General features: G+C 45.6%; 15 protein-coding genes. 9 read left to right on the forward strand and 6 right to left on the reverse strand.

Going from position 1 to position 19088, the window contains the following annotated elements; genetic code table 11:
- Positions 1-321: 321 nt before the first annotated feature.
- From ilvC to BFN00_RS10570, 3 genes are all read right to left on the reverse strand, one after another.
- Positions 322-1338, reverse strand: a complete 1017-nt coding sequence (gene ilvC, locus BFN00_RS10560; protein WP_004278368.1) for a ketol-acid reductoisomerase — start codon at positions 1336-1338, stop codon at positions 322-324.
- Positions 1339-1442: 104 nt separating this feature from the next.
- Positions 1443-1934 (reverse strand): acetolactate synthase small subunit, encoded by a 492-nt coding sequence (gene ilvN, locus BFN00_RS10565; protein ID WP_004278369.1) that lies wholly within the window; start codon positions 1932-1934, stop codon positions 1443-1445.
- Positions 1931-3658: an acetolactate synthase 3 large subunit gene (locus BFN00_RS10570; protein WP_071851568.1), complete on the reverse strand. Its 1728-nt coding sequence runs from the start codon at positions 3656-3658 to the stop codon at positions 1931-1933. The genes ilvN and BFN00_RS10570 overlap by 4 nt, the downstream gene beginning before the upstream one ends.
- Before the next feature lie 688 nt (positions 3659-4346).
- On the opposite strand from BFN00_RS10570, the gene BFN00_RS10575 reads away from it, so the two are divergent.
- From BFN00_RS10575 to BFN00_RS10605, 7 genes are all read left to right on the forward strand, one after another.
- Positions 4347-4700, forward strand: a complete 354-nt coding sequence (locus BFN00_RS10575; protein WP_004647450.1) for a DUF4124 domain-containing protein — start codon at positions 4347-4349, stop codon at positions 4698-4700.
- Positions 4701-4823: 123 nt separating this feature from the next.
- Entirely contained in the window at positions 4824-7445 is a 2622-nt protein-coding gene (leuS, locus tag BFN00_RS10580) for a leucine--tRNA ligase (RefSeq protein WP_071851570.1), read from the forward strand.
- 207 nt (positions 7446-7652) lie between these two features.
- Positions 7653-8186 (forward strand): LPS-assembly lipoprotein LptE, encoded by a 534-nt coding sequence (locus BFN00_RS10585; protein ID WP_005103222.1) that lies wholly within the window; start codon positions 7653-7655, stop codon positions 8184-8186.
- A 9-nt stretch (positions 8187-8195) separates the two neighbouring features.
- Complete coding sequence (holA, locus tag BFN00_RS10590; protein WP_004733070.1) at positions 8196-9182, forward strand: DNA polymerase III subunit delta; 987 nt, start codon at positions 8196-8198, stop codon at positions 9180-9182.
- A 124-nt stretch (positions 9183-9306) separates the two neighbouring features.
- A complete protein-coding gene (locus tag BFN00_RS10595) occupies positions 9307-10668 on the forward strand; it encodes a MacA family efflux pump subunit (RefSeq protein WP_044109941.1) in 1362 nt (453 codons plus the stop codon).
- A gap of 2 nt (positions 10669-10670) precedes the next feature.
- Entirely contained in the window at positions 10671-12647 is a 1977-nt protein-coding gene (locus BFN00_RS10600) for a MacB family efflux pump subunit (RefSeq protein WP_044109938.1), read from the forward strand.
- 10 nt (positions 12648-12657) lie between these two features.
- The gene (locus tag BFN00_RS10605; RefSeq protein WP_071851573.1) at positions 12658-14076 is read left to right on the forward strand and encodes an efflux transporter outer membrane subunit; all 1419 of its coding nucleotides are present in this window, start codon (positions 12658-12660) and stop codon (positions 14074-14076) included.
- A gap of 69 nt (positions 14077-14145) precedes the next feature.
- Here BFN00_RS10605 and BFN00_RS10610 read toward each other — a convergent pair whose 3' ends face one another.
- Entirely contained in the window at positions 14146-15981 is a 1836-nt protein-coding gene (locus tag BFN00_RS10610; protein ID WP_071851575.1) for a tetratricopeptide repeat protein, read from the reverse strand.
- A gap of 98 nt (positions 15982-16079) precedes the next feature.
- Entirely contained in the window at positions 16080-16850 is a 771-nt protein-coding gene (locus BFN00_RS10615; protein ID WP_071851577.1) for a tRNA threonylcarbamoyladenosine dehydratase, read from the reverse strand.
- A 182-nt stretch (positions 16851-17032) separates the two neighbouring features.
- Between BFN00_RS10615 and BFN00_RS10620 the strand changes: the two genes are divergently transcribed.
- Positions 17033-17284, forward strand: coding sequence for a hypothetical protein (locus BFN00_RS10620; RefSeq protein ID WP_071851579.1), 252 nt, complete (start codon positions 17033-17035; stop codon positions 17282-17284).
- A 35-nt stretch (positions 17285-17319) separates the two neighbouring features.
- Here BFN00_RS10620 and orn read toward each other — a convergent pair whose 3' ends face one another.
- Positions 17320-17877, reverse strand: coding sequence for an oligoribonuclease (gene orn / locus BFN00_RS10625; RefSeq protein WP_004278381.1), 558 nt, complete (start codon positions 17875-17877; stop codon positions 17320-17322).
- Between the two features lie 124 nt (positions 17878-18001).
- Here orn and rsgA point away from each other — a divergent pair, with 124 nt between their 5' ends.
- A complete protein-coding gene (gene rsgA / locus BFN00_RS10630) occupies positions 18002-19060 on the forward strand; it encodes a ribosome small subunit-dependent GTPase A (RefSeq protein WP_005103207.1) in 1059 nt (352 codons plus the stop codon).
- The last annotated feature ends 28 nt before the right edge of the window (positions 19061-19088 follow it).

Consider the following 19088-nt stretch of genomic DNA (forward strand, 5'->3'; position numbering starts at 1 on the left):
GCTTAACTGACTGGCATTACCGCTTTGGCAGGGCTTTTATAGCATAAAAATCAGCCAATTAAGAGATTAGTTTTTCTATTTATCAACGATTTTGTTTGCTTGGCTCCAAGATATTAAAAAATGGGGAAAGCACTGCTTTCCCCATTTTTTAAGGCACGTAAACATAGAAATAAAAAACCCACTCAAATTAAGTGGGTTTTCGCATTCAAATCAATTGATTCGAGAAATTAGTTTTTCTCTTTATCTACGATTTTGTTTGCTTGGATCCAAGGTACGAAAAAAGAGGCAAGCGCTGCTTTCCTCTTTTTAAGGCACGAAACCTTAGTTCTTTTCTTTATCTACGATTTTGTTCGCTTGAATCCAAGGCATCATCGCACGTAACTTGTTACCAGTAACTTCGATACCATGAGCAGCATTTTGACGACGACGGGCAGTCATAGATGGGTAGTTCAACGCACCTTCTTGAATAAACATCTTCGCGTATTCGCCAGATTGAATACGTTTAAGCGCATTACGCATTGCTTCACGAGACTGTTCGTTGATTACTTCAGTACCCGTTACATATTCGCCGTATTCAGCGTTGTTTGACACTGAGTAGTTCATGTCCGCGATACCGCCTTCGAACATTAAGTCAACGATCAATTTAAGTTCGTGTAGACATTCGAAATACGCCATTTCTGGTGCATAACCAGCTTCAACCAGAGTTTCGAAGCCCATTTTAACCAATTCAACAGCACCACCACAAAGAACTGCTTGCTCACCGAAAAGGTCAGTTTCAGTTTCTTCACGGAATGAAGTTTCGATGATACCTGTACGGCCGCCACCTACGCCTGAAGCGTAAGAAAGAGCAACGTTACGCGCATTACCAGAAGCATCTTGGTGAATCGCGATAAGGTCAGGAACACCTGAACCACGTTGGTATTCAGAACGTACGGTGTGACCAGGAGCTTTAGGTGCAACCATGATTACGTCTAAGTCAGCACGTGGAACAACTTGGTTATAAAGAATCGAGAAACCATGAGCAAATGCTAAAGTAGCGCCTTGCTTGATGTTTGGCTCAATTACGTCACGGTAAAGTTGAGATTGGAACTCATCTGGAGTCAAAATCATCACTACGTCAGCTTGTGCTACAGCAGCAGGAACTTCAGCAACTTTAAGACCTGAATTTTCAGCTTTCTTCCAAGAAGCAGAGTTCGCACGTAAACCTACAGTTACGTCAACACCAGAATCTTTCAGGTTAAGCGCATGCGCGTGGCCTTGTGAACCGTAACCAATGATCGCTACTTTCTTAGATTGGATGATAGATAAGTCACAGTCTTTATCGTAAAAAATTTGCATTGCTGTCTCCGCTTAAATGCTTGTTTGTCCGTTAAATCAGGCAATGACCCTTAAATTTACATTGCCTGATACCCCCTTCTTATTAGGATGAGGAAATATTTAAATTAGATGGTGAGTACTTTTTCGCCGCGTGCGATACCTGATACACCTGAACGTACGACTTCTAAAATCGTGTGTTCAGCAAGTGCATCAATAAACGCATCCACTTTTTCAGTTGTACCCGCGATTTGAATGGTATAGGTCGTTGGTGTTACATCGACAATCTGACCACGGAAAATATCCGCAGTACGTTTGATTTCGTCACGCGATGAACCCAATGCTTTGACTTTAATCAGCATCAATTCACGCTCAATATGTGCACCTTCAGACAGGTCAACCACTTTCACCACTTCAACCAACTTGTTAAGCTGTTTGGTAATTTGCTCAATCTTGTGATCATCACCATAAGTGGTCAATGTCAAACGTGAAAGCGTTGGATCTTCAGTCGGAGCAACATTCAATGTTTCGATATTGTAGCCACGCTGTGAAAACAAACCCACTAAACGAGAAAGCGCGCCTGATTCGTTTTCTACGAGTACAGAGATAATATGTCTCATTTCGTGCGCTCCCCTTTAGCCAACCACATATCCTGCATCGACTGACCCGCAATCAACATCGGATAAACGTGCTCGGTACGATCTACCATAACGTTAATAAATACGCACTTGTCGTTAATCGCCATCGCTTCTGCAAGCTTCGACTCTAGCTCATCGGCATGATTAATCTGAATACCGACATGACCATAGGCTTCCATCAGTTTGGCAAAATCAGGCAATGAATCTACATAAGAACTTGAATGACGTCCTTCATAGTTCATATCTTGCCATTGTTTTACCATCCCTAAAGACTGGTTATTCAGGCACAGGATTTTTACATTCAGGCCATATTGCTTACAGGTCGACAGTTCCTGGATACACATCTGAATCGATGCTTCACCAGTGATACACACTACTTGCTGTTCTGGGTATGCAAGCTTCGCAGCCATTGCATACGGCAAGCCTACACCCATGGTGCCTAGACCACCTGAGTTGATCCATTGACGTGGACGTTTGTATTTGTAATACATCGCACCAAACATTTGATGCTGACCGACGTCAGAAGTAATGATCGCTTCGCCATTGGTCACTTTGTCCAATGCCTGAACCACTTGTTGTGGCTTCATTACACCATCAACACCCGCCTCAAAACGACCACCATGAACCTTGCGCCATTCATTGATCTGTTTCCACCATGCCGCAATCGCTTCAGGATTTGGCTTAGAAACATTAAGCTGTTTTAACTGGTTCAACATCTCATTCAGTACAGGCTCTACAGCACCGACAATTGGAATGTGCGCCATAATGGTTTTTGAAATCGTCGCTGGGTCGATATCAATATGAATGACTTTTGCATTCGGACAGAATTTCGCAGGGTTATTAGTAACACGGTCATCGAAACGCGCACCCACACACAGAATTACATCTGCATTGTGCATGGTCATGTTGGCTTCGTAAGTACCGTGCATCCCCAACATACCGATGAACTGTTCATCATTACCCGGGAATGCGCCAAGACCCATCAAGGTATTGGTCACTGGATAACCCAATAAATGCGCCAGTTCTGTCAATTGTGCTGAAGCATTGCCTTGAACTACACCACCGCCTGAGTAAATCACTGGGCGTTTAGCGTTGATTAATTCTTCAATTGCTTTACGAATTTGACCTGAATGACCACGAAATGGTGGCTGATACGAACGCATCTTCACTTTTTCTGGGTATTCGTAAGCAAATTTCTCTGCAGGATTGGTCGCATCCTTTGGAATATCGATCACTACAGGACCTGGACGACCTGAAGACGCAATATAGAAGGCTTTTTTGATAATTGCAGGAATTTCGCTGGCATGACGCACCTGGAAACTATGTTTCACGATTGGACGTGAAATACCGACCATATCGGTTTCCTGGAATGCATCTTCACCAATCAGATGACTCGCAACCTGACCTGACAAAATCACCATCGGGATTGAGTCCATATAGGCCGTTGCAATTGGCGTTACCGTGTTGGTTGCACCCGGACCTGAAGTCACTAGCACAACACCGGTCTTGCCTGTCACGCGTGAGTAAGCATCGGCCATGTGACCGGCAGCCTGTTCGTGACGTACGAGATAATGATTGATTCTGTCTTGTTGAAATAGCGCATCATAAATATGAAGAACTGCGCCGCCTGGGTATCCAAAAACATGTTCAACGCCTTCGTCCGCTAATGCGCGAACAAGCATTTCACCACCAGATAGAAGTTCCAACGTGATTCACCCTAATATTATGACACTGCACAAATGGGAGGCATTTGCAGTGTTTCATTTGTTAACTGTCTGCACTGTTATAGCACACAAATTTCATAGTTTTCATAGCAATAGGAAAAAAATCTGATCTCTTGGCTGTTCGAGCAATACAAGACCTAAAACATGTTGGGATAAACATATTTTGCTTAGCTTTGTTCAATTTCTCGGCTAGAGAAATCGCCCACTGCATGAAATGACACTTAGTCGAAGGGTGATCGATTAAGGCATATAAAACTATTGCAGCATTCTTGTGTTTTCAGGCTTTAAAGTCAAGTTTAAAAAACAGGCAATATGCGCTTAAAAACACCTGATTTGCTGTTTTTAACAGCGATCTAGAGCAAAGACAGTAATAAAGAATTAATCTAATAATATTTAATCCAATAAAATTCATAAACTTATATATTTAATTTTATAAATTTTTAGTATGTCTTATATAAAAAAAATGAATGAATTTTTATTAAATCAAGTGAAGTTGTTTATCAATAAATTTTGTGTCTGAAAATTTGCTCACCACTTCTACAAACGAGATGCAGAAGCTGTTCGACTCTTAATCATGAATAGAGCGGATAAAAAAATCATTATTTTTACTGTGAAAATCACTACAATGTTTTGTAGTATTTTATGGCTAGAACACAGAGGCTCAAAAACAATGAAAATATCTTTTTTAACTGCCTTAAGTCTGAGTTGTGCAATTTCTCTAGGCATCTGTAGCAGCAGTGCTTCAGCAATCCAGTATTATAAATGGGTCGATACCAAGGGCACCACGCACTATACGAAAACACCACCACCGAAATCTGCGAAAAAAGCCACCACAGTGGATACCTATGGCTGGAAAAATTCAGCACCAGCATCATCTAGAACTACTGAAACTGAAGTTCAAACCGAGAACACACCTCAAGAACAACAGCAACAAGCCCCTCAAGTTCCTGCGAATCAGGACCAGCAACAACGTGAAGCCAACGAAGCCTTGCAGCAATCTAAAAATCGTGCAGTTGCTTTATAAGACACCTCTATATAGAACAGCGTGTTTTTTCTTCGGGAAATGCCGGCGCAAAATTCACTTTTAGGTACATTTTGCGCTATGCTGTGCAACAGACTTTTTTCACCGTAATTCACTGATACGTTTATGACTACTCACATTGATTCCGAATATCAAGCCAGTGCGATTGAGCCTCAAGTCCAACAGGATTGGGAATCTCGCAAAGCCTTTAAAGTTGCCGACAAAGTAGAAGGTCCACGTCGTTATATTCTCTCGATGTTCCCTTACCCAAGTGGCAAGCTACATATGGGTCATGTGCGTAACTATACGATTGGTGACGTGATCAGCCGTTTCCATCGCTTAAAAGGTGAAACTGTCCTGCAACCGATGGGTTGGGATGCTTTTGGTCTGCCTGCTGAAAACGCAGCGATTGCACACCAGGTTGCACCGGCAAAATGGACATTTGAAAATATTGCTTACATGCGTGACCAGTTGAAAAAACTCGGTCTAGCCGTAGATTGGGATCGTGAATTTGCGACCTGTACCCCTGAATACTATCGTTGGGAACAATGGCTATTTGTTCAGCTTTATAAAAAAGGCTTGATCTACCGTAAGCTTTCAACCGTGAATTGGGATCCGGTCGATCAGACTGTTCTTGCCAACGAACAGGTTGAAAATGGTCGTGGCTGGCGTTCAGGTGCATTGGTAGAAAAGCGTGATATTCCAATGTACTACTTCCGCATCACTGATTATGCGCAAGAGTTACTTGACGATTTAGACACGCTTAAAGATGGCTGGCCACAACAAGTGTTGACCATGCAGCGTAACTGGATTGGCCGCTCACAAGGGATGGACATCACTTTCCCTTCAGCAAATCCTGACGTGTATGCAGATGGTTTAACGGTATTTACTACCCGTGCCGATACCTTGATGGGCGTAACGTATGTTGCAGTTGCAGCAGAGCACCCGATGGCGCTGAAAGCGGCTGAAACAAACCCAGAATTGGCTGCATTCATTGAAGAATGCCGTATGGGTTCTGTGGCAGAAGCGGATCTTGCCACTGCCGAGAAAAAAGGCATGGCAACCGGTCTTTCTGTGAAGCATCCTGTGACTGGCGAAGAAGTTCCGGTTTGGATCGCCAACTACGTACTGATGTCTTATGGTTCAGGTGCAGTGATGGCGGTTCCATCACACGATGAACGTGACTTCGAATTTGCCAATAAATATGGCTTGACCATCAAGCAAGTGATTGATGCCAAAGGCGCAGATGATGCTGACTTTGATGCGACTCAATGGCAAGAATGGTATGGCTCGAAAGAAGGTAAACTGGTCAATTCAGGCGAATTTGACGGTCTAGATTTCCAGAATGCATACGATGCATTCCTTGCCAAATTAGAAGCAACAGGTCTGGCAAGTTCTAAAGTTCAATTCCGTTTACGTGACTGGGGTGTATCTCGTCAGCGTTATTGGGGTTGCCCAATTCCAATGATCAACTGTGAAAAATGTGGTCAGGTTCCTGTACCTGAAGAGCAACTTCCAGTGGTCTTACCGACTGATGTCGTACCTGATGGCTCGGGTAACCCGTTGAACAAAATGCCTGAATTCTACGAAACGTCATGCCCAAGCTGTGGTGGCGATGCTCGTCGTGAAACAGATACGCTAGATACCTTCGTGGAATCATCTTGGTACTATGCACGTTATGCATCTCCAGACTTTACTGATGGCATGGTAAAACCTGAAGCGGGTCAAACTTGGTTACCTGTCAACCAATACATCGGTGGTGTTGAACACGCGATTCTGCATTTGCTTTATGCACGCTTCTTCCACAAATTGATGCGTGATGAAGGCGTGGTACAAGGCAATGAACCATTCACTAACTTGTTAACGCAAGGGATGGTGCTTGCAGATACCTTCTATCGTGAAGCTGAATCTGGCAAGAAAACCTGGTTTAACCCGGCAGATATCGAACTTGAAAAAGACGAAAAAGGCCGTGTGCTTTCTGCAAAATATAAAGAAGATGGCCAGGAAGTTGTGGTTGGTGGTCAGGAAAAAATGTCGAAATCGAAAAATAACGGTATCGACCCACAATCGATTATTGACCAGTACGGCGCAGATACGGCACGTGTATTCATGATGTTTGCTGCACCACCTGATCAATCACTGGAATGGTCTGATGCCGGTGTTGAAGGTGCAAACCGCTTCCTGAAACGTGTATGGCGTTTAGCAACAGGTTTCCTTGAAAAAGCGAATACTGCTGCAAACATCGACAAATCGGCACTGTCTACGGCTGCGCAAGACCTACGTCGTAAGACACACGAAACCATCCAAAAAGTCGGTGATGACATCGAACGTCGTCATGCATTTAACACCGCCATTGCTGCATTGATGGAACTTCTAAACGCCAACAACAAGTTTGAAGCCCAAGATGACAATGACGTTGCTGTTGCACGTGAATCAATTACCACGCTGTTAACTTTAGTTGCACCATTTGCACCGCATTTAAGCCAGACTTTATTGGCTGAATTTGGGATTGAATTGAATTCAACTTTGTTCCCTGCGGTAGATGAGTCTGCGCTGACACGTAATACGCAAACCATCGTGGTTCAAGTCAACGGTAAACTCCGTGGCAAGTTAGAAGTATCTGTAGATGCCTCTAAAGATGACATCTTGGCTCAAGCCAAAGCATTGCCTGAAGTTCAGCAATTCTTGACGGGTCCAACCAAGAAAGAAATTGTGGTACCGAATAAATTAGTGAATTTGGTGGTTTAAATCCTTAAGTTCCCTCTCCTCTCAGGAGAGGGCTAGGGAGAGGTAAATATATAACCCCTCATCCTAACCTTCTCCCAGAGGGAGAAGGAACTTTCTGAAGGATTTCACAATTCCCAAACAAAGCCCGTTGCCAGCCAACGGGCTTTGACTTTACAATCCAGTTCAGGATTTCAAATATTCCCCTTCGGGAAGCATAGAGGGCAACACATGCATTTGGGCAAACATTTAGCAGCAATTGTTTTAACTTGTGGTCTGAGTGCAGGCTTAGTCGGCTGTGGCTTTCATCTGAAAGGAACCAATCCGAGCTCCGCCCCTGTTGCTTACTCTGTCATGAGCCTGTCTTTACCGCCCAATACTGAAGAACTGCAAGAGAAACTGGCAGTTTACCTCGGTGCTGCAGGCGTACAGCTGAGTAATGCACCCAATGCTTATGTGTTACGTGTCCTGGATTACACCCCTCGCCGTCTGGAACTGAACGGTAAACTAGTTGAAACCTTGTTACGTTTAAACGTGACTTTCCGGATTGAAGATGCACAAGGCAATCCGATCACTGAACCACGCACTGTCGTGGCAACACGTACGTATCAATATGATATTGAAACGGTCAACACCGATGACCAGGAACAAAAATATCTGAATCAGGTCATTATTGATGATGTGGCGCAGCAGATCGCGCGTCAGATTTCATCGAACCGCTTACCCTTAGCCAAACAAAATACCTCAGCGCAACCTGCTCAATAAGACCTCTTTATGAAACTTGATTATCTGCAAGCCCTGAAACGTGTCGATGAAGCTCGCGGTGCTTGGGTCTTGCATGGTCAAGAGCCTTTGCTGGAACAGAATTTAATTGATGCCTTTCGGGCCAGCTGGCAAAAGCAGGACATTGAACGTCAACGCTATGACATTAGTTCGGTCGCCGACTGGAAAACCGTCTTTAATGCCTTGAACAGCTTGTCGCTGTTTTCAACCCAGTTGGCGATTGAAGTACATGGCAATATCAAACCGGATGCCAGCGCAATCAAGTTACTGAAAAACTATTTGCAGCATAATGAACAAAACCTGCTGTTGGTGGTGATGCCCAAACAGGATAGTAATAGCCTGAAATCCAGTTTCTTTCAGCTGATTGATGCCAATGGTGTGAATGTTTCGCTGGTGGCCAATTATCCAAAAGACCGGCAGCAGATTCTGGGTATTGAAGCTGAAAAACTCGGCATTCGTTTAGCCAATGATGCCTGGCAATGGCTGGAACAACATCATGAGCACAACCTGCTTGCAGCAAAGAACAGCCTGATGCGGGTTAGCGATACCTTTGCTGAAGTCGATATCATTCAGGTTGATCATTTATATGCATGTTTACAAGATCAGTCACGTTATAGCACCTATGATTTGAGCGATGCCCTGCTACAAGGTAATCTTTCCCAGTCGATCAAAATTTTTCAGTATCTAGTCGTTTCAGGTGAACCGATGAGCCTGATTTTATGGAGTCTCAGCAAGGAAATGCGTCTGTTGATGCAGCTGTTTGAACAACCGCAAAATGCCTTGCAAATCGGGATCTGGAAAACCAAAGTCGGCTTATATCAACAAGCCTTGCGCCGTCTCAGCCCACAGACTTTTCTGGCCTGGCCGGGGTTATTATTAAGAATTGATGCCTCAATTAAAGGACTCGGACATGAAAATCCGGAGCATTTGGTACTACAGGCGATTTCCAGTATCTGTGGCAAGCCCCTATTTCACTAAGTCTTTGTCAAAATTCGAAAAATAAAATAATAATCATTCCTATTAGTTTAAAAAAATACACGATTTATCCTAATTTCGCTTTTATAATCGTTCACAATTCTCTGATTTTGAACCGATATTGATCATGCCAAAAATAAAACCGACGAAATTGATTATGGCCGCCGTGATTGCCATTGCGCTCATCGCTGCGGGGTGGTACTTCCTCAAACCCAAAGAACAGCCTCCGCAATATATTACGGCTGAAGTCACCCAAGGCGATATCGAAAGCTCTGTACTGGCGACTGGTATTCTGGAAGCGACCAAGATGGTCAGCGTAGGGGCGCAGGTTTCGGGTCAGGTCAGAAAAATGTATGTAGAACTGGGCGATCAGGTCAAGCAAGGTCAGCTGATTGCGCGGATTGACTCCGTTCGTCAGGAAAATGATTTAAAAACCGCTGAAGCCAGCATTAAAAATCAGATGGCACAACTTGCAGTAAGACAGGCGAATTTGGCCAAAGTTGAAGCTGAATACAACCGTCAGAAAGCCATGTATGCACAGGATGCCACTTCTCGCTCAGAGCTGGAATCGGCATTTGCGAACTATAAAACGGCGCAAGCGGATATCACCGCTATCAATGCACAGATTGAACAGTCGCGTTTGACGCTGGCGACTGCCAAAGAAGATCTTGGCTATACCCAGATTGTAGCCCCGATGGATGGCACGATTGTGGCGATTGTGACTGAAGAAGGTCAAACCGTGAATGCCAACCAGAGTGCGCCGACCATTGTTAAACTGGCCAAACTCGACACCATGACCATTAAAGCTGAAATTTCTGAAGCGGATGTCATGAAAGTTGAAGAAGGTCAGACGGTTTATTTCACTACCTTAGGCAATAACGAGAAAAAGATTTACGCCAAACTGCGTCAGGTTGAGCCTGCACCCAATTCAATTAATACCGATGGCAATACCTCAAGCTCATCGTCAAGTTCTGCGGTGTATTACAACGCATTGTTCGATGTCCCGAATGAAGATGGAAAATTGCGTATTGATATGACTGCGCAAGTTTATATCGTACTGGATGAAGCTAAAAATGTGCTGACCATTCCTGCTGCGGCCATTCAAGGTTCAAACCGTCCTCCACGTGCCAATCGTGGTGAAGCGCGTGGTGAGGGTTCTCTCGGTGAAGGCGGCTCGGCATCACGTCCTGAAGGCGATTCGGCTCAAGGTAACCGCCCTGCCGGTGAACGTCCAGCGCGTCTAAACCTGTCTGAAGCAGAACTTGCGCTGATTGAGCAAGGTAAAGCACAGCGTGGCGTGGTTCGTGTCTTGCAAGCCGATGGTACTGCGAAACCAACCCCTGTATTAATCGGCTTGAATAACCGTGCCACTGCGCAAGTGCTGAAAGGTTTAAAACGTGGTGATCAGGTGGTGATTGCCGATGGTTCTGATACCTCCAATGATGCGGCAAAACGCGGTGGCAATAGCCGTGGCCCAATGAGAATGTAAGCATGAATTCACAACAACAGCCTCTCCTCGAGGTGAAAAATCTGGTTCGTGAATTCCCTGCGGGTGAAAGTACGGTCCAGATTTTAAAAGGGGTGAATCTGGAGATTTATCCGGGTGAACTGGTAGCGATTGTCGGCCAGTCCGGTTCCGGTAAATCGACCCTGATGAACATTCTGGGTTGTCTGGACAAACCGACCACGGGTAGCTACAAGGTCAAAGGCCGTGAAACCCGGGAACTGGAAGCGGATGAACTGGCGCAATTACGCCGTGAATATTTCGGCTTTATTTTTCAGCGTTATCATCTGCTGGGCGATTTAAATGCAGCAGGCAATGTCGAAGTCCCTGCGATTTATGCCGGTGCGGATTCATCTGAACGGCATGCGCGAGCCGTCAAGATTCTGACCGATCTGGGTCTGGGTGAAAAAACCCAGAATCGTCCGAGCCAGCTCTCTGGTGGTCAGCAGCAACGTGTTTCGATTGCCCGTGCGTTAATGAATGGCGGTGACGTGATTCTGGCCGATGAACCGACCGGTGCATTGGACAAGAACAGCGGTATTGAAGTGATGCGCATTTTGCGTGAACTGAATGCTAAAGGTCATACCATCATTCTGGTCACACATGATCATAATGTAGCGAAAAATGCGACGCGGATTATCGAGATCTCGGACGGCAATATTATTTCTGATCAGCCCAATGTTCCTGAAGTCGAAGAGCATCTGGAAAAACAGCCGCTAATCCGCAGTGAACAAAAGAAGATTTCTTCATGGCGTTCTGCAGTTGACCGTCTAGGTGAAGCCTTTCGTATGGCCTTGCTGGCCATGAATGCACATCGCATGCGGACTTTCCTGACCATGCTCGGAATCATTATCGGTATCGCTTCGGTGGTCTCGGTGGTCGCGCTGGGCAATGGCTCACAAAAACAGATTCTGGAAAATATCAGTAGTCTGGGGACCAATACCATTACCGTATTTCAGGGTCGAGGCTTTGGGGACAATTCCAGATCTTCACAGTCCAAAACCCTGATTCCGGCCGATGCCGATGCGCTGGCTGAACAACCGTATGTCGATGGCGTCAGCCCATCGGTGAATAGCAGTGTCACCGGCCGTTATAAAGAAATCGAAGCTTCAACCACGGTCAACGGCGTCAGTGAAGATTTCTTCTACGTGCGTGGTATGACCTTCCAGTCCGGTCAGCCCTTTGATCGCAGTAGCGTCATGCAACAGGCGCAAGATGTCGTCATTGACACCAATACCAAAAATACCTTCTTTAAGGATGGCACCAATCCGGTGGGTCAGGTGATTTTACTCGGAAGCGTACCGAGCCGAATTATCGGGGTGATCGACGCGCAAAAAGGCATGATGGGCAATAATGACAGCCTGAATGTCTATCTGCCTTATTCCACCGTGATGAGCCGTATGCTGGGGCAATCCAATGTGCGTAGCATCATTGTGCGGATTAAGGATGAATACCCAAGTGCAGCGGCTGAAAATGCGATTCTGAATCTGCTGGTACAGCGACATGGTGCGCAGGATGTATTTACCCAGAATGCCGACAGTATCCGTGAAACCATTCAGCAAACCACAGCGACCATGACTTTGCTGATTTCAGCGATTGCGGTGATTTCACTGGTGGTCGGCGGGATTGGGGTAATGAATATCATGCTGGTCTCAGTGACTGAACGTACTCAGGAAATTGGGGTACGTATGGCGGTGGGGGCACGTCAAAGTGATATTTTACAGCAGTTCCTGATTGAAGCCGTTTTAGTCTGTATCTTGGGGGGTATTTTGGGTGTACTGCTTTCCCTCGGAATTGGCCAATTGATTACCCATTTTGCCGGCGGCACTTTCCAGATGGCATACTCAACCACTTCGATTGTGGCTGCCTTTGTCTGCTCAAGCCTGATCGGGATTGTGTTTGGCTTTATCCCGGCACGTAACGCTGCTCGTCTGAATCCAGTCGATGCACTTTCTCGCGAATAAGGAACCTGATATGCAAATGAATTTAACCAAGCTTGCCAGTGCCCTTTTGCTGGGAAGCTCGCTGGTCGGTTGTGCCGCAGTGGTAAAAACACCGTATGAACAGCCTGCGCTTAATATGCCGGGCAGCTTTCAAAACAATAAGGTGCTTAGTCAGCAGATTCATGCCGATATTCTGGCAGATCAATGGTGGACTTTATTTAAAGATCCGCAATTAAATAATTTGGTGAATGAAGTATTGGCGCAGAATACCGACCTGGCAGTGGCTGGCATTAGTTTACAACAGGCCCGCATTCAAGCCAGACAGGCTCAAAGCCAGCAAGGCGTTCGTGTCGGTGATGCAAGAATTTCAACGGGCCATCGTTTTAGCCTAGATGGTGGTGGCGATTCTTCGACCGGTATTTCTCTGGGTTATCCGGGCTTAAGCTATGAACTGGATCTGTTTGGCAAACTGGCCAATCAAACCGAAGCCGCTCGCTGGGAGGCCTTAGCCTCTGAAGAAGACTTGCAGGCAACTGCTCAGAGCCTGATCGGCACCACAGCGCAACTCTATTGGCAACTGGCTTATCTGAATGAACGTTATAGCGTGGTACAGCAAAATCTGGCGACCGCGCAAAAAACCTATGATCTGGTGCGAGTGCAATATCGTGCCGGCGCAGTATCCGGTCTGGATTTAACCCAGGCGGAACAGGCGATTCAAAGCCAACAGGCAACCTTAAGCCAGATTGAACAACAACGTGTGGAAACACGTACCGGACTCGCGGTATTGCTGCACATGCCGGTTCAACAGCTCGCGATTCAAGAGCCAAGCCGTTTACCGAATATTCAATTGCCGAGTATTCAGGCTGACTTACCGGCGAGTTTATTGTCACGTCGTCCTGACCTTCGAGCGACTGAACTGCGCTTGCGTAAGGCACTAGCTAATAAAGATGCCAACAAAGCCAGCTACTATCCATCCATTAGTTTGACCGGCAATCTGACCACCGGTATTGGCAGCAGTACGTCCCTCTCGAATGCACTGAAAAATCCGGTTGCAACTTTAGGTGCCGGTCTGACCTTGCCTTTCCTGCAATGGAATGACATGAAACGTGATCTGCAAGTCAATGAGCTGGAATATGAAAAAGCCATTATCCAGTATCGCCAGACCATGTATGAAGCCTTTGCCGATGTGGAAAATGCCTTGTCGAATCGGACTGAGCTCACTAAGCAGGTGGCTTTGCAGCAACGCAATGTTGAGCTAGCAGAAAGAACTGAACGCTTGACTGAAGTGCGTTATCGTAATGGTGCAGTCGCTTTAAAGAACCTGCTGGATGCACAGGAAACTACGCGCAATGCGCGGCTGTCTTTGGTGCAAACCCGACAGAACCAGTACAATGCCTATGTGACTTTAATGCAGGCATTAGGTGGCAGTCCAATCCAGCAATTACCTTAAACAAAGCTTGAACCATAAAAAAACCGCTGTCTAACAGCGGTTTTTTATATTGCGTGATGTCAATAAAAATTACTTCATTTGCAAATAGGCATGCACATTTTTCAATAATTCAGTTGATCGCTCATGCCCGAGCAAACTGCCTTTTTCCAGCCAGTCCCGTGCAATCCCAATATCACGCTCCACGCCAATGCCTTTGGTATATAAACGCCCAAGATGACTATAGGCATCTGCATTCACCTGCGCTGCCGCCTGCTGATAATACTGTACGGCTTGCTCAATATTACTCTCAACACCTTGACCTTGCTCATAGGCTTCACCCAGAGCATTTAGCGCCACACCATTCTGCTGAGCGGCTGCTTTTTGCAGATAGCTCAAACCTAAGGTAATATCCTGCGCAATCTGTTGCCCTTTAAGATACTTCAAGCCCAATTCTGCTTGTGCCTGGGCATGACCCAATTGCGCAGCCTGATGCAGATAACGATTGGCCAGCTCTGCATTATTGATAAACACAGGATAAATGCCTGACAGAGCTTGGTACAGGAACCATGCTGCCTCTTTCGAATCTTTCGCAACCGCCTGATTCAGGTACTGTACAGCTTTATCACGTGTCGGCAATGGATATTCAGCCAGACTATAAAACCGGCCGACGATATAAATTAAATCCGCTTCAGACTGAGCCACAATCTGCCAATACTGCTGTGCCGCAGTCTGAATCATTTGTGTGGCTTTACCCGTATCTTTAACTGTGCCTATACCGTTTAAATAACACAGTGCCAGCCCCATCCGTGCAGACACATCGTCAGGACTAAGCTGATAGGCAGCCTGATATAACTCAAATGCTTTTTGCGGTTCGGTGGCCACCAGGTGCTGCTCAAAATACAGCGCAGCAATCATGCATAATGCAGGCGCATGCTGACTGTTGGCCGCTTCCGACCAGTAACGAAATGCCATGGTTTCATTTTTATCAACATACCAGCCATGAAAATAAGCCCGTCCGATTAAGGTCTTGGCGTGTGCATCGGCGTGTTCTTTGGACTGCTGCAATAAATGCTGGAATACGCGCTGACGCTGGTCGTTATCGATACGGCCTTGTAACACACCGGCATAATAATCATACAGACCTTTCTGGTCACCTAGACTGATACAACGTTTAATAAATTGCAGCGATTGTGTTAGGTCTTGGGGGAGAATCTGTCCATGAGCATAATCATCGGCGATCTGCTGATTAGCGGCCAAATGATCTTGTTGTGCCGCCAGAAACAGATAATGAATTCCTTGCACTAAATCTTGGGTTGTTGAATCTGCCAAATAATACTGAGCCAACTGATACTGCGAATTGGCATGACCCTGCCCGGCATTTTGAATTAATAATGCCAGACGCTGTTTTTCTGCAGTCATCTCGTTTTGAGGCTGGCCTTCGGTAGAAGAAAGTTCAGTGACGCGGTACAGGGCATCCAAATTGCCCCGTGCTACCGCATGTCGGTACCAGTACAAGGCTTTTTCCGGGTCAGCCTGTTGATACACCTCCCCTTCATGTATCTGCCCCAAATGATAGGCGGCTTCATCACTGCCCAGACGAAAGGCTTTGTCTAGATAACTAATCGCCTTTTCGGTATTCTGCTCATGTCCCAAACCTTGCAGATGCATCAATCCCATGCCTACATAAGCTTGTGGGATTTCCTGTTGCTGAGCCAGTCCCTGATAAATCTGATAGGCACGTTCATAATTCGGATGTTCCTGATCTGAACTCAAACGTGCTGCATGTTTCAGTTGAGCATCAATCTGCTCAATCCATAAATCATGTTGTACAGCCTTCGCCTGATCACGTTTCACCGGATCCGGACGTTTCCACATCCAGATCGCCAACGCCCCTATCCCCAAAATCAGTACCAGCAAGAACCACATAGCTGCTCCAAAACATTATTTTTGTTCTGCGAATGAATCCTTTCATTCTAAACGTCAGTTTAAAAAAAGCACATAGATTGTGCTTTTTATTTTTTAAATCAGGCTTTTGCTCTTTTACTGTCCAGCTTTTTCAAACCCTCTGCCACGGCGACCATGGCGAAGCTCGAAGTCACCACCACGGCAGAGCCATAACCACCACAGCGCAAGCCGGCACTGGCACAGACATCGGCACTCGAAAACGGATTATCAATGGAATAGACACAGGTAATTCCAAATTTTTCTTTAGGCTTTTTGCAGATGCCTTTGCCGCGTAATTGGGCACGCAATTTGGCCAGCATCGGGTCCTGTTCGGTTTTAGATAAATCTGCAACACGAATTTTCAGCGGATCCAGTTTACCCCCTGCCCCGCCCGATACAATTAAAGGAATCTTGTTAAAACGGCAATGTAGCATCAAGGCGAATTTGGCTTTGACATCGTCAATACAGTCGAGGATTAAATCTGGATCACCTGCTAAAGTTTCTTTGATATTTTCAGGCGTCAGGTAATCATCAACCAGATTGATTTTAATCCGCGGATTAATTGCACGGCAACGCTCGGCCATAACTTCAATTTTTTCGTGACCTAATGTCGTACTCATGGCAGGCAATTGACGGTTAATATTAGACGCGGCCACCACATCCATATCGACCAAGGTCAGCTCGCCCACACCACTACGTGCCAGTGCTTCTACCGCCCATGAACCGACACCACCGATACCAATCACCATCACATGACTTTTTTCATAATGGTTAAAGCTGTCTTCTCCATAAATTTTGGCAACACCAGCAAAACGGCGGTCATATTCATCATCTTGAAGCAGGTCGGTCATAGGTCATCTATAGCAATAAAAATACCGGATCATTTTAGCAAAATCCGCTTTTCTTTACCGCCACTAAATTTTTGATCGATTTAAATGACATTCAGATCGGATGAGAGCGACAACGCACTCGTAATTGATTAAAATATCAACAAATTAATTCTATGTCATTTGGCCAAAAGGAGTGGAATGTCATGCTATTTAACACCCTTTTAGGTTTGAACATGCTTTGTATCGGGCTTTATTTTTATGTTCTGATCAGCCAAAAGAACAAAAATTATTATCTCAGCATTCTCATTCGTTTAATGACATTAGGATTATTTGGCTTGGTTATTTTCGATCGTTATGAAACACAGAATCATCTGATCGTGTTATTGCTCTTGTGGGTAGCCTTTGAAAGCATGGAGCAGTTTTACGCTAGAAAAAAATCCAGTTCAGTAAAATAAAAAAGAGGCTTGCGCCTCTTTTTCATCTATCGGAATTAGTCTTTATTCATGATAAAGAAATATTGACGATAGTATTTCAGTTCCGCAATCGAATCGCGAATGTCATCCATCGCCAGATGCGAGGCATTTTTCTTGAGGCCACTCATGATTTCCGGGCGCCAGCGTTTGGCCAGCTCTTTCACTGAAGAGACATCCAGATTGCGATAATGGAAATACTGCTCCAGTTCAGGCATCAGGCGGTGCAAGAAACGGCGATCCTGACAGATCGAGTTACCACACATCGGTGAAGATTTTGGATTGACCCATTTTTTCAGGAATTCAATAGTTTGCTGTTCGGCATCCTGAGCGGTCAGTTTACTGCGACGTACACGTTCAATCAGACCAGACTGGCCATGCTGGCGAGTGTTCCACTCATCCATGGCATTTAACAGACGTGCAGGCTGATGTACCGCAAGCACAGGACCTTCTGCCAAAATATTCAAATTGTCATCGGTTACAATTGTTGCAATTTCAATAATTTGATCATTGTCTGTGTCTAGACCTGTCATTTCAAGGTCAATCCAAATCAGGCGGGTATCAGCGGTGCTGCTCATAAATGCGCAATCTTATTGGGTTTAAAAACAACTATAGTAGCAAATTAATTACATCTTGGGTGTCATTCGGGGGCTGCTTCATGCTATTTTTGCCATCTGATTTACCCGGTTTTTTAGGATATGAATGGCCTTAATACGTAAGCGTCGTCTGACAGAGCAACAACAGCGCCGCATTCAGAAACAACAGAAAACACGTCAAGAAGATCTCGATACCTCCAGTGATCTTGAAGGTTTAGTGGTGCAACATTATGGCCGCCAACTTGAAGTGCAAGCTTTGTCTCGCCCTGACATTCACCCTGAAAAACCTGTGGTCGCCGATGGTGAGCCTGAACCCTTCTGGAAAGAGATTGAACTGGACAGCGTCTGGCGCTGTCATACTCGAACCAATCTGGATTTATTGGTCACGGGTGACCGGGTCAAATGGCAAGCCGATCCGAATACCGGTTTAGGAATTATCACCGCGATTCATCCCCGAAAATCCTTATTGACACGCCCCGACCGCTATCACAAGGTTAAACCGGTAGCGGCCAACATTTCACTGATTGTGATCGTGTTTGCACCATTGCCTGAGCCAGCGCCGGGCCTGATCGACCGTTATCTGGTGGCCTGTGCCGATGCCGATATTCCTGCATTGCTGGTGATGAATAAAGCCGATTTGTTAAAAGAAAACGATCCGATTCTGACTCTGCTGCAAGAATATCAAGATCTCGGTTATGAAGTGATGCAGACCCAATCCGATGGCGACCTGACTGCACTGTCTAATCGTCTGGAAAATGAAACGGTGGCTTTCGTCGGTCAATCTGGTGTGGGTAAAAGCACGCTGATTAATGCGATCGTGCCGGATGCCGCACAGAAAACCAATATTATTTCGGAAAACTCGGCACTTGGTCAGCACACTACGACATCAACGCGCTTGATCGGTTTTGGTGAAGGTGCCGCCCTGATTGACTCTCCGGGAATTCGTGAATTTGGCCTGTGGCATCTGACTTTAGATAAGGTACAAAGCGGCTTTCCTGAAATTGAAAACCTGCTCGGCCATTGTCAGTTCCGTAACTGTACCCATAAGCATGAAAAACAATGTGCTTTGCGTCAGGCTGCTGCCGCAGGTGAAATTTTACCGCGCCGACTGGACAGCTATTTACGTTTAATCGACGAAATCACTGAAGCACAGCAAAAAAATTAATTTTCTTAACCCTTGGCCCTTGAAGCGG

The sequence above is a fragment of the Acinetobacter sp. AR2-3 genome, assembly GCF_001878775.1.
Lineage (GTDB): Bacteria > Pseudomonadota > Gammaproteobacteria > Pseudomonadales > Moraxellaceae > Acinetobacter > Acinetobacter lwoffii_D.

Coding starts and splice junctions, on each gene's coding strand:
- ilvC (WP_004278368.1), bottom strand. CDS start 1,338: ATGCAAATTTTTTACGATAAAGACTGTGACTTATCTATCATCCAATCT.
- ilvN (WP_004278369.1), bottom strand. CDS start 1,934: ATGAGACATATTATCTCTGTACTCGTAGAAAACGAATCAGGCGCGCTT.
- BFN00_RS10575 (WP_004647450.1), top strand. CDS start 4,347: ATGAAAATATCTTTTTTAACTGCCTTAAGTCTGAGTTGTGCAATTTCT.
- leuS (WP_071851570.1), top strand. CDS start 4,824: ATGACTACTCACATTGATTCCGAATATCAAGCCAGTGCGATTGAGCCT.
- BFN00_RS10585 (WP_005103222.1), top strand. CDS start 7,653: ATGCATTTGGGCAAACATTTAGCAGCAATTGTTTTAACTTGTGGTCTG.
- holA (WP_004733070.1), top strand. CDS start 8,196: ATGAAACTTGATTATCTGCAAGCCCTGAAACGTGTCGATGAAGCTCGC.
- BFN00_RS10595 (WP_044109941.1), top strand. CDS start 9,307: ATGCCAAAAATAAAACCGACGAAATTGATTATGGCCGCCGTGATTGCC.
- BFN00_RS10600 (WP_044109938.1), top strand. CDS start 10,671: ATGAATTCACAACAACAGCCTCTCCTCGAGGTGAAAAATCTGGTTCGT.
- BFN00_RS10605 (WP_071851573.1), top strand. CDS start 12,658: ATGCAAATGAATTTAACCAAGCTTGCCAGTGCCCTTTTGCTGGGAAGC.
- BFN00_RS10610 (WP_071851575.1), bottom strand. CDS start 15,981: ATGTGGTTCTTGCTGGTACTGATTTTGGGGATAGGGGCGTTGGCGATC.
- BFN00_RS10615 (WP_071851577.1), bottom strand. CDS start 16,850: ATGACCGACCTGCTTCAAGATGATGAATATGACCGCCGTTTTGCTGGT.
- BFN00_RS10620 (WP_071851579.1), top strand. CDS start 17,033: ATGCTATTTAACACCCTTTTAGGTTTGAACATGCTTTGTATCGGGCTT.
- orn (WP_004278381.1), bottom strand. CDS start 17,877: ATGAGCAGCACCGCTGATACCCGCCTGATTTGGATTGACCTTGAAATG.
- rsgA (WP_005103207.1), top strand. CDS start 18,002: ATGGCCTTAATACGTAAGCGTCGTCTGACAGAGCAACAACAGCGCCGC.